This window comes from Rhodococcus sp. WS1, from assembly GCF_003797745.1.
Classification (GTDB): Bacteria; Actinomycetota; Actinomycetes; order Mycobacteriales; family Mycobacteriaceae; genus Rhodococcus_F; species Rhodococcus_F erythropolis.
In genome coordinates, this window is record NZ_RKLZ01000004.1 from 202769 (window position 1) to 220010 (window position 17242).

Annotated in this window: 13 protein-coding genes and 1 pseudogene; 6 read left to right on the forward strand and 8 right to left on the reverse strand. The window is 58.6% G+C overall.

The genetic code is table 11. The features are described from left to right. The first annotated feature begins 11 nt into the window (after positions 1-11). The 3 genes from EEB12_RS29125 to EEB12_RS29135 all read left to right on the forward strand — a co-directional run bounded on the left by EEB12_RS29125 (position 12) and on the right by EEB12_RS29135 (position 4360). Entirely contained in the window at positions 12-2561 is a 2550-nt protein-coding gene (locus tag EEB12_RS29125) for an ATP-binding cassette domain-containing protein (RefSeq protein ID WP_141489083.1), read from the forward strand. Positions 2562-2637: 76 nt separating this feature from the next. Next, complete coding sequence (locus EEB12_RS29130; protein WP_141489084.1) at positions 2638-3675, forward strand: ABC transporter permease; 1038 nt, start codon at positions 2638-2640, stop codon at positions 3673-3675. Positions 3676-3736: 61 nt separating this feature from the next. Then, positions 3737-4360 (forward strand): hypothetical protein, encoded by a 624-nt coding sequence (locus EEB12_RS29135; RefSeq protein ID WP_141489085.1) that lies wholly within the window; start codon positions 3737-3739, stop codon positions 4358-4360. A gap of 76 nt (positions 4361-4436) precedes the next feature. Here EEB12_RS29135 and EEB12_RS31185 read toward each other — a convergent pair. Both EEB12_RS31185 and EEB12_RS29140 read right to left on the reverse strand, forming a co-directional pair. Continuing rightward, positions 4437-5368: pseudogene (locus EEB12_RS31185) on the reverse strand (integrase core domain-containing protein). A 226-nt stretch (positions 5369-5594) separates the two neighbouring features. Continuing rightward, entirely contained in the window at positions 5595-7061 is a 1467-nt protein-coding gene (locus EEB12_RS29140) for an aldehyde dehydrogenase (RefSeq protein ID WP_141489086.1), read from the reverse strand. 416 nt (positions 7062-7477) lie between these two features. Here EEB12_RS29140 and EEB12_RS29145 point away from each other — a divergent pair, with 416 nt between their 5' ends. Beyond that, the gene (locus tag EEB12_RS29145) at positions 7478-7912 is read left to right on the forward strand and encodes a cupin domain-containing protein (protein ID WP_141489087.1); all 435 of its coding nucleotides are present in this window, start codon (positions 7478-7480) and stop codon (positions 7910-7912) included. A gap of 330 nt (positions 7913-8242) precedes the next feature. Here EEB12_RS29145 and EEB12_RS29150 read toward each other — a convergent pair whose 3' ends face one another. Further along, on the reverse strand, positions 8243-9244 hold the full coding sequence (locus EEB12_RS29150) for a zinc-dependent alcohol dehydrogenase family protein (protein ID WP_141489088.1): 1002 nt from the start codon (positions 9242-9244) through the stop codon (positions 8243-8245). Between the two features lie 151 nt (positions 9245-9395). Between EEB12_RS29150 and EEB12_RS29155 the strand changes: the two genes are divergently transcribed. Further along, positions 9396-9761 carry an ArsR/SmtB family transcription factor gene (locus EEB12_RS29155; RefSeq protein WP_258537451.1) on the forward strand — a complete coding sequence of 122 codons (366 nt, stop codon included), beginning with the start codon at positions 9396-9398 and terminating at the stop codon, positions 9759-9761. A gap of 449 nt (positions 9762-10210) precedes the next feature. Here EEB12_RS29155 and EEB12_RS29160 read toward each other — a convergent pair whose 3' ends face one another. The 5 genes from EEB12_RS29160 to EEB12_RS29175 form a co-directional block, all read right to left on the reverse strand. Further along, complete coding sequence (locus EEB12_RS29160) at positions 10211-10918, reverse strand: hypothetical protein (protein ID WP_141489089.1); 708 nt, start codon at positions 10916-10918, stop codon at positions 10211-10213. 296 nt (positions 10919-11214) lie between these two features. After that, on the reverse strand, positions 11215-11919 hold the full coding sequence (locus tag EEB12_RS29165) for an IclR family transcriptional regulator (RefSeq protein WP_181447606.1): 705 nt from the start codon (positions 11917-11919) through the stop codon (positions 11215-11217). 270 nt (positions 11920-12189) lie between these two features. Continuing rightward, positions 12190-12705 carry a zinc-binding dehydrogenase gene (locus EEB12_RS31090; RefSeq protein ID WP_315985412.1) on the reverse strand — a complete coding sequence of 172 codons (516 nt, stop codon included), beginning with the start codon at positions 12703-12705 and terminating at the stop codon, positions 12190-12192. Further along, complete coding sequence (locus EEB12_RS31095) at positions 12702-13106, reverse strand: alcohol dehydrogenase catalytic domain-containing protein (protein ID WP_306461762.1); 405 nt, start codon at positions 13104-13106, stop codon at positions 12702-12704. The genes EEB12_RS31090 and EEB12_RS31095 overlap by 4 nt, the downstream gene beginning before the upstream one ends. Positions 13107-13470: 364 nt before the next feature. Beyond that, the gene (locus tag EEB12_RS29175; protein ID WP_141489091.1) at positions 13471-14829 is read right to left on the reverse strand and encodes an MFS transporter; all 1359 of its coding nucleotides are present in this window, start codon (positions 14827-14829) and stop codon (positions 13471-13473) included. An 871-nt stretch (positions 14830-15700) separates the two neighbouring features. Here EEB12_RS29175 and EEB12_RS29180 point away from each other — a divergent pair. Beyond that, positions 15701-17185 (forward strand): aldehyde dehydrogenase family protein, encoded by a 1485-nt coding sequence (locus EEB12_RS29180; protein WP_141489092.1) that lies wholly within the window; start codon positions 15701-15703, stop codon positions 17183-17185. Positions 17186-17242: the final 57 nt, after the last annotated feature.

The window sequence follows — 17242 nt, forward strand, 5'->3', positions numbered from 1 at the left end:
AGGCGCCTGACATGACTATCGACAACGCATCCTCACCAGGGCGAACCGGTCCTGAACCCATGGTCGTTCCTGAGTCGTTGGGTGCACGCACCGCGAATATCGGTGAAGTTGCACTTAGCCTCTCTGGAGTCACCAAGACCTATCCAGGTGTCACTGCACTCGACAATATCGACTTCGAATGCTGCGCCGGCGAGGTGCACGCCCTGGTCGGTGAAAACGGGTCGGGAAAGTCGACCTTGATCAAAGTGGCTGCGGGAGTTCTCGTCCCGGACGCGGGCACGGTGCAGATTGGAGGGACCGCAATCCGGGGGGGTGATCCGCGCGAGGCCCGCCGACGTGGACTGATGACCGCATATCAGGACACCTCGTTGGTTGCTGAGCTGACAGTCGCCGAGAACATCGAACTGTCGTTTCACACGCACGGTGATCGCGCGCCTGGGGACATCAAAAAGATTCTCGCGCAATACGACCTGCCGTTCCGTGCGAACGACACGGTCAAATCGCTCGGCCCCGGTGGCCGAGCCATGCTCGAAGTCGTTCGGGCACTGGTGCACTCACCGTCAGTGTTGGTGCTCGACGAACCGACCGCTGCGCTGGACATGCAGACGGCTGAGCAGCTACAGAACCTCATTATCGATGCACGAGACTCGGGGATGGCCATCGTGTACGTGAGTCATCGACTCGAGGAGGTACGCCGGCTGGCCGATCGACTGACGGTGCTGCGGGACGGTGTCATTCAGGGCACGCACGCCCAGATGAACTGGGAGATCGAGGATATCGTCGAGTTGATGGTCGGTGCTCCGGTCGATCTCGAGTTTCCGCAGCGCACGGCCGCTGGATCAGGGGGCGCTCCGCTTCTGGAGGTGCGGGACATCGAGGGCCACGGTGTCGGTCCCGTGTCCATCACCGTCGGCCCTGGCGAGATAGTGGGCATCGCGGGGGCGGAAGGGAGCGGGCAGCGTAACCTACTCCGGGCGATCATTGGATTGAACCGCAGATCCGGCGAGGTCCATCTCGCCGGCCGGCCCGTACATCCGGCCACGCCGACGGAGTCTCTGCGGTCAGGCATCAGTTTCCAGAGCGGCGATCGGTCAGCGGAGTCGGTGTTCCCCAGCATGTCAATCATGGACAACGGGATGCTGCAGCAGGGTCGGGAGGCCGGCCCTGCCGGGTTGTCTCTGCCGAAGGTTATGCTGCCGCGCTTTCGTGCAGCGGTAGCAAAGCTCGGCATCGTCGCGGCGTCGCCTTACCAACCGATTGCTGCTCTGTCAGGCGGCAACCAGCAGAAAATCGTCCTGTCTCGCCCACTGCAGCGCCGACCCAAAGTCTTGATCGTCGACGAACCGTCGCAGGGTGTCGACGCGCGCGCTCGACTCGATATCTACGCCTCTCTTGTCGAGGCCGCTGATGCCGGGGTCGCGGTGTTGATCAATTCCTCGGATTCGTCCGAGCTCGCCGGGCTGTGCGACCGCGTGTACGTTATGGCCGACGGTGTGGTCATCGACGAATGCACCGGGACAATCAACGAGGCCGACATCGTCCGGCGGTTTGTCAGCAACAACAGCAAGAAAGATGCGGGAATCGGTGCACCACAACGTAAACCGGATACCAGTCGGGTGGCCCGTGCGCTAGCATCCCCTCAGGTGCCCGTCGTGGTACTACTCGCCCTCATCGCACTGGCGGGCATTATCACCACGGCCAGCGTGCCGTTTTTCCTGAGTTCCTTCAACGTCGGAAACATGCTCGTTCTCGCCTTACCGCTGATTTGCGTTGCCCTGGGACAGCAATTCGCCCTGCTGACTGGAGAGTTCGACATATCCGTCGGCGCGTCCATGACGGTAGCGGTGTGTATCGCATCATTCGTCCTCTCGGATTTCGTAGCCGGCCATCTGATCCTCGGCGTGCTACTCATTCTCGGCGTCGGAATCGCCGTCGGCCTTCTCAACGCATTTCTTACTCGGGTACTAAACGTCAACCCCATCGTCGCCACGATCGCCACGATGGGAATTCTCACGGGCGTAGCGGTCCTCCTGCGACCTCGACCAGATGGGACAATTGCGCCGGAGCTGTCCGAAGCGACATACACCGGTCTCGGACCGGTGCCGTACGTCTTCATCGGGATCGTCGTCATCGGCATCGCGCTCGACTTCTGGCTGCATCGGACCGGATCGGGACTGGCCGCGCGCGCGGTTGGGCTGGACTACGAATCAAGTCATCGAATCGGGGTGCGCGCGAACCGAACCAAGGCACTCGGCTATATCGCAGCAGCGGTCGGTGCTGCCGCGGGTGGCATCTTTCTGTCGACGCAGGTTGGTATCGGTAGCAACGCTGTGGCGCTTGGACTGGCTCTGCCGACCTTTACAGCATGTTTCCTGGGCGGCGCCACGCTCACCGGCGGGCGCGGAACATTTCTCGGCGCAATGCTCGGTGCACTCTTCCTTACCGTGCTCAGCAACGCGACCCAATTCCTGGGAGTGCCGTTCGAGACGAGCCAACTCATGTACGGCGGCATCCTCCTCGCTGCCGTTGCCACCTACGCCCTCGCTGCGCGGCGGGCATGACCATGGACCCGTTCACGTGCATTTCTTACCCGACGGGCATCCTCCCTGTACTGCGAACCGAAATTGGAGACTTGCTATGACGGCTCTCGAATCAGACGCCGTGATGGCGCCTCGGGGCAATTGGATCGTGGATGCGAAGTACAGGTTCCCGAGCCGGTATCTTGTGAGTTGGGTCGCTTTGATCGCAGTGGGTGCCGGCGTTGCGGTGATGCAACCGGCCACATTTGCTGGACCCTCGGTCAGCCTGATCACGGCCATAGCGGGGGTGCTGGTGCTGGCGAGCATCGGTCAACTGTTGCTGGTAATGCTGGGGGCGATCGATCTGTCGGTCGCCTCGATGATCACGCTCGCCGCAGCGGTGAATGTGCACTACCTCGATTCGCTTGGGAGTGCGGGCTCGTTCGCCCTGGCTATTGCGATGTGTATGGGAATCAGCCTGATCAGCGGCGTGCTGATCACTTTCTTCCATCTGAATTCGTTGATCGTGACATTAGCGATGAACACGATCGTCTCCGCGTCGTTACTGCTGTGGATGGGTCAAACATTCTCCACCGACGGGCAGGCACCACCGTGGCTGCGCAGTATAGCCACAAGCTACAAATGGAACGTGAGCGCGATCTTCGTCGTCGCAGTGGTCTTTGCCGTATCGACCGCGTTCTTCCTCGGACGTACCCGGGCGGGCCGCCGCTTGGTGGCCACGGGCGCCAACCGTCGCGCTGCGCATGTTCTGGGTGTTCGGATCAACCGACTGTCTCTGCTGACATTTGTTGCGGCGGGCGCCTTCTACGCCGTGGCGGGGTCGTTGCTTGCCGGATTCGTTCGAGTCCCCAACGCGGATCTGGGTACCCCGTACATGCTTTTGACGGTTACCACGGTGGCCATGGCAGGTGCAGTGTTCGCCGGTGGCCCGGTCAGCGTGTCCTCGTTGATCGCGGCATGTCTGCTGCTGCAGGTCCTAGATCAGGCGCTCGCCATCGAGAACTTCAGCCCCGGAGTACGACTCATGGTTCAGGGGGTGGTGCTCATCCTGGCAGTCGCGGCGAACACGCTCATGCAATTCGGGCGGTCTGGTTTCACACGCCTGAGATCTCTTGGTTCTCTCAGAGGCAAGTAGGCCGCACGCAGACTTTGCGCGAAGTCGAACAAATACCCAAATGCGACAAGGAAACGAAAACATGACCGAAGCCACGGCGTTGCTGCTCAGTATGCGGACTCCCGACGGTATCAGCGACGCAGAGTTCGATGCTTGGATTCACGACGAACATTTTCCGGAGCGTATTCGAATTTCGGGATTCCAGACGACACTTCGGTACGAGAACAAAACGGGAACGCCTCAGTCTCTCTGCCTGTACGACGTCGACGACATTTCAGTGCTGCGCGGGCCGGAGTACGCAGCGGTCTCGGGCGCGAACCTATCGCCCTGGTCGCGTCGAATGAACGCGGTCTCCAGCGCACACTGGCGGTTCACCGGTATCCGCTCACCGGAGAGCCCCGATGAACCGATTGCTGGCAGCCACGAGAATGTCGTGCAGATTTTGATGGTGCGATGGCAGGGAGTTTCGGAACGCCGTGACCGTGCTCACGCGGCGGTAGTCCAATCAGCGGTGGAAGATGTGCCAGGAGTGGACAGAATTCGCCTATTCGTCGGCGAGAACGGCGTGGGCTTCGACTACGTCGCGGTTGTCGAGTCCAGCATCGCACTACCCGTCGACGTTACGAGCGCCGGTCGATTCGACACGGACAGCGATAAATGCGATTTCGCTCAAACCTTCGTCCCGGTAGCGAGCCCGAACTCGTAGATTCCGTTCCTACGCTCGTTGTCCAACGCCGCCGTCCGGAGTAGCCGGCGGCGGCGTTGGTTTCTGTTGATTAGGCCTAGGGGTATGAGAAACGGACATTGGTGACGCAGTGCCGGCGGTAAAGCGGCGGGCGATCGTCCTCCGTGTACTGGATGCGGTCGGTGATAATTGTAGTGAATGTTCCAGATCTCGACGGCGGAGCGGGGTTTGCTCGCTGGTATACAACAATTCTTCGGCGAGGATGCGGCTGTAGCGTTCGGCTTTTCCGTTGTGTTTCGGTGTGTACGGCCTAATCCGTTGGTGGCGAGCTTTTTTCGAGTGAAGCTGTGAAATAATGCTGCCCGGTAGCATGATCCGTTGTCGGTGACTACGCGCTCGATCCGGGTGATGCAGTGCGCCGCGAAAAAGACTCGGGCGTGTTCATGAAATCGATGTTGATGCGGTTTCGTTGTCACGTGCCTCGGTGTACACCAAACAAGTGTTACCGGCGATAACGGATTGCAGGTGGGTGCACCCGATCCGGGGTTGCTTCGCTCGGGTCTTGCGGGGCTGTGATCGTTTGGCTTGCTCGGAGCCGTGGGCGCGCCAACCGTACCGTCAATGATGCGGCCGACCTTCTTCACGTCGACGTGCACCATCTGGCCCGGTCGCTTCGCACGATGAACTGCGGTTTACGATTGGTTTCGCCATTCGGGTCGATGAACCGGCGACGATGCAGACCGAGGATCCCCAGGATGTTGGTGACGTTCGACGAGCAGTAGTGGCGCCGTCAATGCGTAGTTCGAACATGATTCGCGAGGCCGACCATCTCCGAGTTCGTCGGATCGATTCGATCTCGTCCACGATCTCTGCTGCTGTGACGGTCGGTTGAGGCTTCGGTGTGCTCGATCGGGTCCTGTAGTCCCAGTTCACCGTACTTGCGGTACCGGTTGACCAGGGGGAGGCGCATTGGCGGGAGCCACCCATTTCGGCGTCTTCGTGGGCGATCGAGCGGTCGTGAAACCGCAATTCCTATTCTCGCGCTGAGGAGCAGCCCGTCCCCTTCAGTCCCGCGTCAGCAACGTCTATATCTCAACACCTAGGTGTTGAGCTCGGTGTATGCACCGAATCCCTCGGATCCTTGTTCGCGACGTATGCCACTGCATTTGAATCACTTGTGGGAGCGTCGATTCCCGCGCTCGACGGTGAACGCCGCGGTCCGGGGAAACCGGACCGCGGCGTTCGTGTCTGTTGATCAGGCGTATGTGTCTGCAAGGGCCTGGGATATCCCGATGGACTTGATCTCGGTGTATGCACCGAATCCCTCGGATCCTTGTTCGCGACCGATGCCACTGCATTTGAAACCACCGATGGGAGCGTTGATGCCCGCGGGGTGTCCGTTCAGCTCCACGACTCCAGTGCGGAGCCGGCGAGCGACGGAAAGGCCTCTGTCGATGTCGGTGGTGAAGACCGATCCGTTCAGTCCGTAGTCTGAGTCGTTGGCCAGGGCGACAGCCTGGTCCTCGTCTTCGTAGGTCAACACGGATACGACCGGGCCGAAGATCTCTTCTCGAGCGATGACCATGGATGGGTCTACACCGGTGAAGATGGTCGGCTCGACGAACCAGCCAGTGTTTAGACCCGCTGGCCGCCCACCGCCTGCCACAAGCGTGGCACCTTGCGACCGTCCACTTGCGATGTAGCCCTCTACCCGGCTGCGTTGGGTCGCGGTGACGAGAGGACCGATCTGAGTCGCCGGGTCGGTCGGATCCCCGACCACGTACGACTCCACCATGGCCCTCAGGCGGTCGAGCAGCTCCGACTCTCGCGACTTCGAGACGATGATGCGTGTCTTGTTGCTACAAATCTGTCCGGAGTTGCGGAAAGACACCGTCCGCAAGGACTCGATGGTCGTGTCCAGATCCGCGTCGTTCAGCACGACGGCAGCCGACTTTCCACCCAGTTCCAGAGTGACGCGACGGAGGTCATTACCGCACACCGAGGCAATCCGTCGGCCGGCGGCGGTAGAGCCCGTGAACGTAACCTTGTCGACACCCGGATGAGAAACGAGGTACTCGCTGACATCTCGGTCGGCCGGAACGATATTGACGACACCGTCCGGGAACCCCGCTTCGGCCACCATTTCAGCGAGCAAATAGGAATCCAGCGGCGTTTCGGGGGAAGGCTTGAGGATGACTGTGCAACCGGCAAGCAACGCGGGAATGATTTTCTGCGTGGCGACCAGCTGCGGGGCGTTCCACGGAATGACTGCCGCAACCACTCCGACTGGCTCTCGCACCACCAGTGCGTTTCCGTTCGACGAACGTGTCAGGCTGGTGAACGGGTAGGTTCGAGCCACGTCTATGTAGTTGTCGATATTGTTGCGCGGCCCTCGCGACTGCAAAGTCGTCGACAACGTGATGGGGCAGCCCATCTCATCAGTGACGAGTGTGGCCAGCAGGTCTTCGTTCCTTTCGAAGAGGGAGCTGAGCCGCTGCAGCACTGCAATCCGGTCCTCTACTGTTGACCTGGACCACGGGCCGGTTTCTAAGGCTGTCCGCGCGGCGGTCACCGCTGCGTCTATGTCGCCTTTTGAACCCGCCGGCACCGTGGCGATCACCTGTTCGGTGAACGGGGATACGACCTCGAGCGTGTCGCGGGAATCCGAGTTGATCCATCGGCCGCCGATGAAAACCTGCGAGTAGTTGCCTTGCCAGACCATGTGAGGTTCTCCTGCCGGTGACGGTGATTTTCGCTCGACGGGTCGAGTGCGCGAGTTGTCTTGCTCTCACGGCTGCTGTCCTTGTGCAGACTCAATGGCACATCCATTATATTGGACGACTGTCCGTATTGCGACACAATTATACTAGGTGTTTCGTCGATAGACAGTCAAGACTGGCCAGGTATTGCGGCCCAAACTGCGGTCAAATCGCGCATATAGAGGGCTACTGCGAAATTTATGGGTTCTTGACTGACTTCAATCGTCGACCTAGCCTCAGGAGGCCGTCCGGAATGCAAGATGTTTGTCCAGATAGTTGTATCTTGTGTCCACGGTTTCGTTGAGAGGTGCGGTCTCGCGCTTTGCCCCAGGAGCTCGCCTGTGGACAACCGAACAACCAGCAAAGAACAGGACACATCATGGAGATTCTGCCCAGCCAGCCGTCAGCGAAAGGTCCTTCGGAGATCGTCAGCGGAGACGTGTGGTTCGACAACATCGTCAAGGGCGAGGAACCGTCTCGCGTACGAGCTGTCATCGCCCACTTCGCGCCCTGTGCGCGGACCGGATGGCATACCCACGCAGTCGGACAGACCCTTCATATTCTGCAGGGTATCGCGCTGGTTCAGAGTCGCGGCGGCGAGGTGATCGAGGCCCACCCCGGAGACACCATCTACACACCGCCCGGCGAATGGCATTGGCATGGGGCAGCGAGCGATCGATACATGACGCACTTGAGTGTGACCGAAGCGCCCGAGCCAGGGACGGGCCCGGAGGTCGAGTGGGGTGAACCTGTGTCCGATGCCGAGTACACGGGCCCGCGGCGGCGGTCCTGGGACGAGACCACGCAGGTGTGAGAACAAGCGAGGCCCCTACCATTGCCCTCTATCGGTAGGTGTGGCTATTCGGCGTCGGCACATCCGAGCGAGTGGTTGAGGTCGCCGCCCGTACTGCCTGATGTCGACAGACGTCGAAGGCCGAGGAAGGTTCGTTCGGACCGGTTGCAAACCTTGCTCTTGTGTGGCGAGAGCAAGGTCTTCGTTCGGCGAACTTCGGCCGGCGGAACCCCCAACCGGAAGGGGCAGCCTGAACAACAACACCGACCGAGTCAGCCTCGGCACCCAACCCCGCATTGTGGCCACAGAGTCAGCGGGTATGGCGACTCGGTCGGAGTTCGTGGCTTTCGACTACGTGGACTGCGGCACAGTCATGACAACTTTGCCGAACTGGACGTTCGATTCCAAATACTGGTAGGCCTGGACGGCATCTTCAAACGTGTATGTCCTGTCGATGATCGGGGCCAGCAGGCCGCGCTCGACGCCGTCGTTGATGAACGACACTGCCTTCTGCAGGCGCCCATCGTCGGTGGTGACCGCGGCCATGTCATATCCACGAATCGTCAAGCGGTTCTTCAACAGCGGCAGGACCGGAAGAGTGATCGGTTCGGAGCTAAGGGCGCCGTAGATCAACACGGTAGCATCGGGCGCGGTCGCCCCGAGCAGCTGCTCGACCTGCGGTCCTGCGACGGGATCGAAGATCAGCTTTACACCGGTTCCACCGGTCAGCTCGTTCAGGGTCGCGGTGACGTCCTCCGTCTCGGTGGCGATCACGCCCGCAGCGCCGGCGTCCAGAAGGCGTTGCCGTTTGTCCGCCGAGCGCGTAATGGCAATTGGCTTCGCACCAACCATGTTTGCGATCTGAATCGCAGCGAGGCCGACGCTGCTCGAACCGGCGGTGATAGCGACAGCATCACCCTTCTGGAGATTGCCGAGGTCAATCAGACCGCCGTATGCGGTGACGTACGCCATCCACAGAGAGGCGGCAGCTTCCCAGGACAGTGTGGACGCATGCTTGACCACGGCGCGAGCTGGCGCGAGAACCAGGTCACCGTGCAGGGGATACTCCGTCAACGGCGTGGCCGGTACGACGCTCACCGCATCGCCGACAGTCACGTGTGTCACGTCGGAACCGACAGCCTGGACCGTTCCCGCCGCTTCGAGGCCGAAGGCCTGGGGAAACGTCGGTTCCGCGAAATGGTTGCCGGTTCTGAACATCACGTCGGCGCGATTAAGTCCCAGCGCCCTGGTGCGAATAAGAACTTCACCCTCGCGAGGAGCGGGCACCTCGACATCATCGATGCTCAGGACCTCCGGGTCGCCGATGGCGTGGAAGCGGACAGCTTTGCTCATGTGTTCCTACTTTCGTGGGTATCCGGCCCCTGGGCAATATCCGCCCAGACGCCGATCAGGGATCGCGCTGACAATCTCACGCGATATTTCGATGACTGTCAAACTTTGATCGCGATCGACATAATACGGTCTTAGTGCTAGTTTTTGCGTCGTGGCAGAAGAAGTGAAGGTGTCGACCCGTAGTCGGCCCAGGGCGGCCGACCAATCTGTGGTCGAATTGGTCGAGCTCGATCTTCAGAGGCTTCTCGAAGCACTGGTGGACCCGGTACGCCGCAGCATCGTGCACCAACTCGCCGTGCGCGGGGAGGACATCAGCTGTGGTGACTTCGTGCTGTCCGTAGCACGATCGACCGCGACCCACCATTTCAAGGTTCTGCGTAGAGCCGGTCTAATCTCCCAGTACTACCGTGGCACGTCGCATCTGAACACGCTGCGTCGCGCGGACCTTGATCGCGAGTTTCCGGGTTTGCTCGACGCACTTTTGAAGGCTGTGCCGCGGGATTCACCGGTCCGCTGACACAACGGTTCGTCGACTTGGGAAAATGTTGAGACCGTCGAGGCTGCAAATGCGCTGAATCGGGAAAGCGATGACAGGCCACGACCACCGCTGTCTCTCGCCTGGATCACACCGAGCAGTGCGCGTGAGTGCGCCACTTGCTCAGTTTGTGCGCCACGAGTCGAAGATAGTGGTCCGTTCGTCCAGGGTCGGGCCATTGCGGGAGCCGAGTTCAAGGGCTTCCCGGTGAGTGTTTGGCTTGGATGCATCCGCTATTGCGCGCCGGAACCCGCTGACGAGCGGTTCGGTTCCTGTCTGACTACGTGGATTCGGTTCATCGAAGTGTTGAGTCCACCCGGCGTGGCAGTGGCGGACGGTGTTTTGGCGTGAAATGTCGACCTTCCCAATCAGCCTCCGGCGGCGCCGCTGGAACCGATACTGCCACCTCTTCAGTTCTGTCTTAGCGACTTTCATATTTCACCGTCAGGTTTCCTGCTGCGCAGAGGGTCAGTGGCGTCGTCGACAATCGAGCAAATCGATGCAGGCTGGCAAGGCTCTGGCCGGCGGAAGGCCGGTGCCGCGGTCAAGCCCCAGTTCGCCGCTGTGAATGCGCTGATCACGAGGATCGCGCCGCCGGCGCCGCGATCCTCGTGATCGTGCTGGCCACCCGGATAGATGCCAACCGCCTGCTGTCCGGAGCAGACTTCTACGTCTTCCGCAATTGCCAGTGCCGTCTGCGAGGGGCGGAAACTGGATCGGGTGCAGCGCCTACACGCTGTTCTTGCCCGCCACCGCAGCTGATTGACGTCCTGATGGCGGATCTGCTGGTGTTCGCGAACCGCACTGACTTGCCGATTCTCGCCCAAGCCGTGTCGCACCCGCCGCATGCGAGCCATCCATTTTTTCGCCGCTGGCAATGAATTATCCGCCGCGCCCTCCTCGCCAAGAACTTTCGATGTCGAGGCCCTGACACACAGGTGCAATGTCTCATTGTCGGTGATGCCGCCGACGCCCGCCGCTTTGACTATCTGGCCAACTGCCGCGCGGGTGGTGCGGACGGGTTCGTCGACGGAACGTGCTCGCGGAACACGACGCGCCCAGCGCCACAATCGGCAAGCGTGCAAACTGAGCACATTTACTCTCACATCCAGCCACGCAAGACCTGCTTTCAAAGACATTCATTGACAAACTACAGACGTGTTTGGTTACGAAGATCTGATTCGAGCCACGCCTCGGTGGTGGTGGCGCGTTGCTGAAGGTACTTGTTTTGGAGATTGCGGCTGATAGGTAGCAGATCGAAGCGTGCATCTTGATCTGGCATCGGACTGGTGTACCAAGCGTGTTTCACGTGAACAGAAAGTCGCTTCTTCGGCGCGCGAATGGTGTGGGATCGCGCTCTCCACCAGTCCGGACGGTTCAAGTTGTCCGCATCGCGGTGTGTCGGACACACGTCGGATGCTGTAACAGCGTCCGATCAGTACAACCTTGTGCGAAGCCTCTGTGCGGCGGCATATAGGCAATGTTCAATTCGATCGATCTTCGTGTGCATGCGTTCCGTCGGCCCAGCAACAACGAGGCCTGCCAAAAGTGTATCTTTGCCACCCCGGACGGATGCCCCTAGAGTAGTAACGCCCACTAGGGTCTCCTCGCAATTGAATGCGACGCCGCTCTGCCGGATGGTAAGGCGTTGAGATCTGATGGTGTTGGCGGCGTTCGACGCCGCCTGGCCGAGATGCTTGAGCACTCTCTCCAACTCAGACGGTTCCATCTCTGCGAGAAATAGCTTTCCAGACGCGCTGCTAAGCAGGGAGCGAGGCGTGCGAAGAGGAATTGAGCAGCGGATAGATTCCCCTGATTCGACCTGTTCGACGATAAAGATGTTATAGCCGTCTTTTACACAGAGTTGTGCAGTTTCCTGGGTCTGGGCCGCCAGAGTGGAAAGTTCGTGGTGGGCTAGTTGACTTAGCCTGCGCCTTTTCTGTGTCGAGGCAATCTGTGCCACAGTGGGGCCGACGGTGAGTAGGCCCGCTTCCTCCTTTAGAAGACCAACAGAAAGCAGGCCATGCACCAGCGAGTAGATCGTGGACTTGGGGAGGTCGATAAGGTGCGCAAGGCCGGAGACGGACGTGCCTTTCGGATCCAGTGCGATGGCCTCCAGGATCGTCGCTATGCGGTCCACAGTCGGATGTGAGTTTGCCAACGTCCCGCCTTCTCTGCTGCAAATCATTCGTCCACGGGTAGTGCGATGCACCCGACTAGTCGGGTGCATCGCAAGCATCTTCCACCGAAACTGACATTGAAGAGTATCGGTGCCGCGTTTTGAGACTCGAATTCGAGCTCAAGGTAACAGGGCCGTTTACGTAAATAGTTAAACACCGGCCAGCATCCATGTCTCATGGGTGCCTAGCTGATTGATTCTTCTCCGTGGACAAGACATTGACCATGAGTTTTAAAATATGAAGACTCCTTTTCCCTCTGATTGCTTATCGAACCACTCGTAGGCGGCAATCGCGTCGTCGAGTGCCCAGCTATTCGAGTAGAGGTCGTCGATTGGAAGATTTCTATCCGCAATGAAATCTGCACAGCGCTTCTGTTCTACTATGGATAAAGTCCATGACGTCAGGAGCGTCATCTGGCGCTTGTAGGACTGAGCGGTGCTGAAGCTGACTTCCGAACCCAAACCGATGAAGCATGCCCGCCCCCACGTGGCCAGGACATCTTGTGCTGTCTGGGCAGCGATGGTTGCTCCGGACGTTTCGAGTGCCAGCGGCGTTCCCCGACCGCCGGTCAGTTCGTAAACGGCGTCGACTGCATCGAGCTCGCGCGGGTTGATGGTGGCAGCTGCACCGAATTTGCGTGCAGCTGCCAATCGACTGTTCTCGATGTCGACTGCGATTACACGCGCACCCAGTGCCGTGCCCAATATTGTTGCCGACGCGCCGACAGGCCCTTGCCCGAATATCACCAAGGTTGAACCCCCGATGTCGCCGAGCCTCTTGAGACCACCCCATGCAGTACCAGTCCCGCATCCGATGGCAGCCCCAGCTTTGAAGCTGAGTGAATCCGGTAGGGGATTAGGGTACGTGCAGGCACGACGAGGTAGGGCGCGTGCCCGCCGTGGGCATTGACGCATAAAGTATGAATGTCTATCCGATGGCACAGCTGGGGCCAGCCAGATCTGCACTCTTCGCAGAAACTGCAGCCCCAATAGTGGTGAATCATCACCCGGTCACCAACCACTGCGACGTCGTTCGTTACACCAGCACCCCGCGCGTGAACCTCCCCGCAGGGCTCATGGCCTTGAATGGTCGATCCAGCAGGCCCAGCTGGGCCGTCCCTGTAAAAGTGAAGGTCGCTGCCGCACATCCCAGATGCGCGTACTCGTATTACGACTTCTCCGGGACCAGGCACCGGATCCGGGAATTCGCGAAGCTCCAGCTTTCGATCTCCGAGAAAGACGATTCCTTTAATATCTTCTCCAATGTCGAATGGGACGGGTATTCTGATAGCTAAACGATTTTATAGTATCGTGAATGCAGTTTCCTTCAGGAGTCCTTCTGCTGGGAGATATCGAGAAATTCAGGTCTTGCTTGAAATCTGAGGCCGGCCCGTCAATATTTTTCTCGCTATTCTCGTGATCCAGACGCTCGCTATTCTCGTGATCCAGACGTGGGTGGGAATCGGATCCGGTCAATGTTTGCGTGCCTGTTAATTCGAAGGAGTCTTGATTTTAAACCGAATCAAGGTTTTGTTCTTGTGTTTGGCGGAGTGAGAATGTGCAGGCTGCCGCTGCAAAAAGCAATGCAGCCACAAATGTGCCGAAGGCGACGGTGCCGGCCGTTTCGATAATGATCGGAGCTAACAGTGGGACGAGTCCGCCTCCGATGACGCCGGTCATGCTGTAAGTGAAACCTGTTGCAGAGTAACGGTATCGGGTATGGAACTGTTCTGGAAGAAAGGCGGCAATCGGGCCGTGTACTATGCCCGCGATTGTGGTTGTTAAGCAGATGCCCACTGCATACCAAACGAGCAGCCCAGAATTCAGTATCGGGAAAAGAAGGAAAATCCATAAACCTCCGATGATATGCCCTAGTCCGATAAGCCGTCGTCGACCGATACGGTCAGAGTATATCGCGCTAAGTGCTGTCGAGACGGCGTAGCAGACTCCGGCGAGCAGTCCGACGACCAATACTTGATTCCTCGAGAAACCGAGGGTATTTGTGCCATATACAGCTAGGTACGAGGTTGCGAGGTAAAAGAGGACAAACATCGTCAGAGATACGCCGACACCCTTGGCCATCGCAAGAGGTTGCGTCTTAAATGCTTCTAGCAGGGGTGAGGTGGAGGTTCCGTGGAGCGCCGCCTTTTTGAAAACCGGTGTTTCTTCCACTTTCAATCGGATGTATAGTCCGATTCCGATCAAACCGATACTGAGCACGAAAGGTATTCTCCAGCCCCAACTGAGGAATGCATCGTCGTTCATGGTCAGTCCAAGAACGAGGAACAACGCGCTGGCGGCAGTTTGGGGCAATGCGTGACCGAGTTGCGGGAACATTGCGTAAAGTCCGCGTTGGCCAGGGGGCGCGTGCTCGGCGACGAACGATGTCGAACCACCCCATTCGCCACCTGCTGCTAGTCCTTGGACGATTCGCATCATGACGACAAGGATCGGTGCTGCCACGCCGATCTGAGCTGCTGATGGAACAAGGCCGATTATGGTCGACGAAACTCCCATGGCCAGTAGTGTTGCCACCAATGTTCGCTTCCGGCCGTAGCGGTCACCGAAGTGGCCGCAGATGATCGCTCCGAATGGTCTGGCCACGAAAGCTACGCCAAGCGTGCCCAATGAGGCAACGATTCCGGCGGCTTCGCCGAGGGCTGGGAAAAACACCTGGGGGAATACAAGTGCTGCGGCGAGACCGTACAGCACAAGGTCGTAGCCGTCGACAAAAGTGCCTACAAGACTGGAAAAAGCGACCCTCCTGTTGAGCTTAGGCTTATGTTGCTCAGATGGCCGGTGGGGGGATGGCGTGGCAGGTTCCAGAACATGAGGTGATTCGGTGATGGCGCTGTCCTGTGTGTCCGGCATGTTGCCTCCTGTATTCGTTGAATCGAATTTCTCGTCAAGAGCGTGATGCTTGCCAGCAGACTGCTCGTCATCTCAATTTGTTCGCAGAGAGCGGTACAACCTCACCGGACTTCAATTTCCTGTGGAGAACCGGTTCGATCTCCGACGGTCACGCGGAAATTTGAAGTGCACGATGGATGTTAGAAGTGGTAGCGGTGCCAATCTGGCGCGACGCGTTACCAAGACGCACAGTCTGGGTTGCCTGTGCTTCGGACCGCCTATGGAGGCTTCGCGACCGTTGGAGCGACGGGTGATGACGGGGTGTCGATACGCAATGCGTCTTGCATCGCGGACGAAAGTCCGTGTTATTGGACAGATAGACCTTAGAACGTGGCGTAGATCACGTCAAGAGTGGTCATTGCTTGAGCATCAAGGACGCGGCTTTGGCACGAGAGGCGCTCGCCTGAGCGGCTCGGCGAGGTGGTGAGCGAAGCAGTCCGGCTTGATCACTCCGCCCTACGGCTGATTGTGGGCGCAATACTGCCCGACGGTTGTCTCCTGGATGCGGTCGCCTTTCGGTTCGACGTTGTGCACTTTCGGGTGTGTCGCCGATTTCAAAGTCAGGGTGTAGGGCCTAGGGCCTAGGGCCCGGTAAGAACGCAGATCGAGCGGATGGCTTGACGTGGCAGAAACCACTATCGTAGGGTCATTGTGTCCTACATTACAGATAGTTGTCCTATATGCAGGACGCAGGTAATGCCGTTCATTTGCGCAGATTCGCGTGAATCAATTCGGAATTTCCGTTAACGGTGAGCCGGCCCCATCGAGGAGCGAGCGCGGAGCCGGCCGTTGACACTGCAAGTAGTCAGACGCCACAGAGACGAGGAACCTGATGTCCGTGACCAGCAATTCGCTCGCACTAACCGGCTTCCTCGATAATCGTTCTAAGCAGATGCTGATCGATGGTCGTTGGCAGCCGGCGATGTCGTCGGCGGAGTTCGAGACCGTTAATCCAGCCACCGGTGAGGTCATCGCCCGCCTGGCTTCCGGTCAGCGCGAAGACGTAGATCTGGCAGTGCTCGCTGCACGTCGCGCTTTTAACAGTGACTGGAGCCGATGGACACCTCATTCGAGACGGCAGCTCCTTCTGCGAATCCACGATCTCATCATGGCCAACTTCGATGAACTTGCGCTCCTGACGACCTTGGATATGGGAGCTCCTCTTGCTCGCACAACGGCGCTGAAAGATGTTGTCTCGCAAGTAATCCAGCTGTACGCCTCGCAAACGGCCGTAGCCAGCACTGAAACCCTCCAAAGCTCGATAGCGGGTCAGTTCAATGCTGTTCTCAAGGCGCCGGTTGGGGTCGTTGGGGGAGTGATCCCGTGGAATGGACCACTGGTCAGTCAGTGGTGGATCCTGGGCCCGACCCTGGCAACAGGATGCACTGCTGTTTTGAAGCCTGCGGAGGACGCGTCCCTTGCTGTTCTGCGAGTTGCTGAACTGCTGGTCGAGGCCGGGGTGCCGAGCGGTGTCGTGAATGTCGTGACCGGTTACGGAACAACCGCTGGTGCTGCACTGGCCGAGCACCCTGACGTTGATCGAATTTCGTTCACCGGGTCCACTGAAACTGGCCGAAAAATCGTGCAAGCATCCGCAAGCAATATGAAGCGGGTTCAACTGGAACTAGGCGGGAAGTCGCCGGACATTATCTTTGCGGATGCCGATCTTGACAAGGCTGTCCCCGGAGCAGCAATGGGTGTCTACGCGAACAGTGGTCAAGTTTGCATCGCGGGTACGCGAGTATTGGTTCAACGAAGTATTTACGATGAATTTGTTAAAAGGCTCGCAGACTTCAGTCGGACATTGACAGTTGGAAATGGACTCGACGACGTCGATCTCGGTCCACTTGTATCAAAGAAGCAGTTAGATCGCGTGATGAGGTACATAGACATCGGACAGTGCGAAGGGGCGCGTCTAGTTTGTGGAGGGAAAAAGGTCGTAGCCGAGGCTGAAAATGGGTTCTTCGTCGAGCCGACGGTTTTTGCTGACGTTAAAAACAACATGAAGATTGCGCAAGAGGAGATATTCGGTCCTGTCATTGCCGTAATTCCTTTCGAAGACGAGGACGAGGCAATTCGCTTGGCGAATGATACGGACTTCGGATTGGCGGGCGGAGTTTGGACGAAAAACTTGTCAACAGCGCACAGAATGGTCCAGTCCATAAAAGCTGGAACCGTCTGGGTTAATTGCTACGGAGCATGGGATGCCAATGTGGGATTCGGGGGCTATAAAATGAGCGGGTACGGTTGGAAAGGCGGTGCTCAGCATGTGCAAAGTTTCTTGTATGAGAAAGCGCTTTATATGAATGTGGAGTAGCTAATTCGAAACAACGTTGCGTTGCCGCTGATATTATTTCGCATCTCAACGGAAAGG

Excerpts from the sequence above, each read along its gene's own strand:
- EEB12_RS29125 (WP_141489083.1), top strand. The coding sequence starts at position 12 with ATGACTATCGACAACGCATCCTCACCAGGGCGAACCGGTCCTGAACCC.
- EEB12_RS29130 (WP_141489084.1), top strand. The coding sequence starts at position 2,638 with ATGACGGCTCTCGAATCAGACGCCGTGATGGCGCCTCGGGGCAATTGG.
- EEB12_RS29135 (WP_141489085.1), top strand. The coding sequence starts at position 3,737 with ATGACCGAAGCCACGGCGTTGCTGCTCAGTATGCGGACTCCCGACGGT.
- EEB12_RS29140 (WP_141489086.1), bottom strand. The coding sequence starts at position 7,061 with ATGGTCTGGCAAGGCAACTACTCGCAGGTTTTCATCGGCGGCCGATGG.
- EEB12_RS29145 (WP_141489087.1), top strand. The coding sequence starts at position 7,478 with ATGGAGATTCTGCCCAGCCAGCCGTCAGCGAAAGGTCCTTCGGAGATC.
- EEB12_RS29150 (WP_141489088.1), bottom strand. The coding sequence starts at position 9,244 with ATGAGCAAAGCTGTCCGCTTCCACGCCATCGGCGACCCGGAGGTCCTG.
- EEB12_RS29160 (WP_141489089.1), bottom strand. The coding sequence starts at position 10,918 with ATGTCTTTGAAAGCAGGTCTTGCGTGGCTGGATGTGAGAGTAAATGTG.
- EEB12_RS31095 (WP_306461762.1), bottom strand. The coding sequence starts at position 13,106 with ATGTGCGGCAGCGACCTTCACTTTTACAGGGACGGCCCAGCTGGGCCT.
- EEB12_RS29175 (WP_141489091.1), bottom strand. The coding sequence starts at position 14,829 with ATGCCGGACACACAGGACAGCGCCATCACCGAATCACCTCATGTTCTG.
- EEB12_RS29180 (WP_141489092.1), top strand. The coding sequence starts at position 15,701 with ATGTCCGTGACCAGCAATTCGCTCGCACTAACCGGCTTCCTCGATAAT.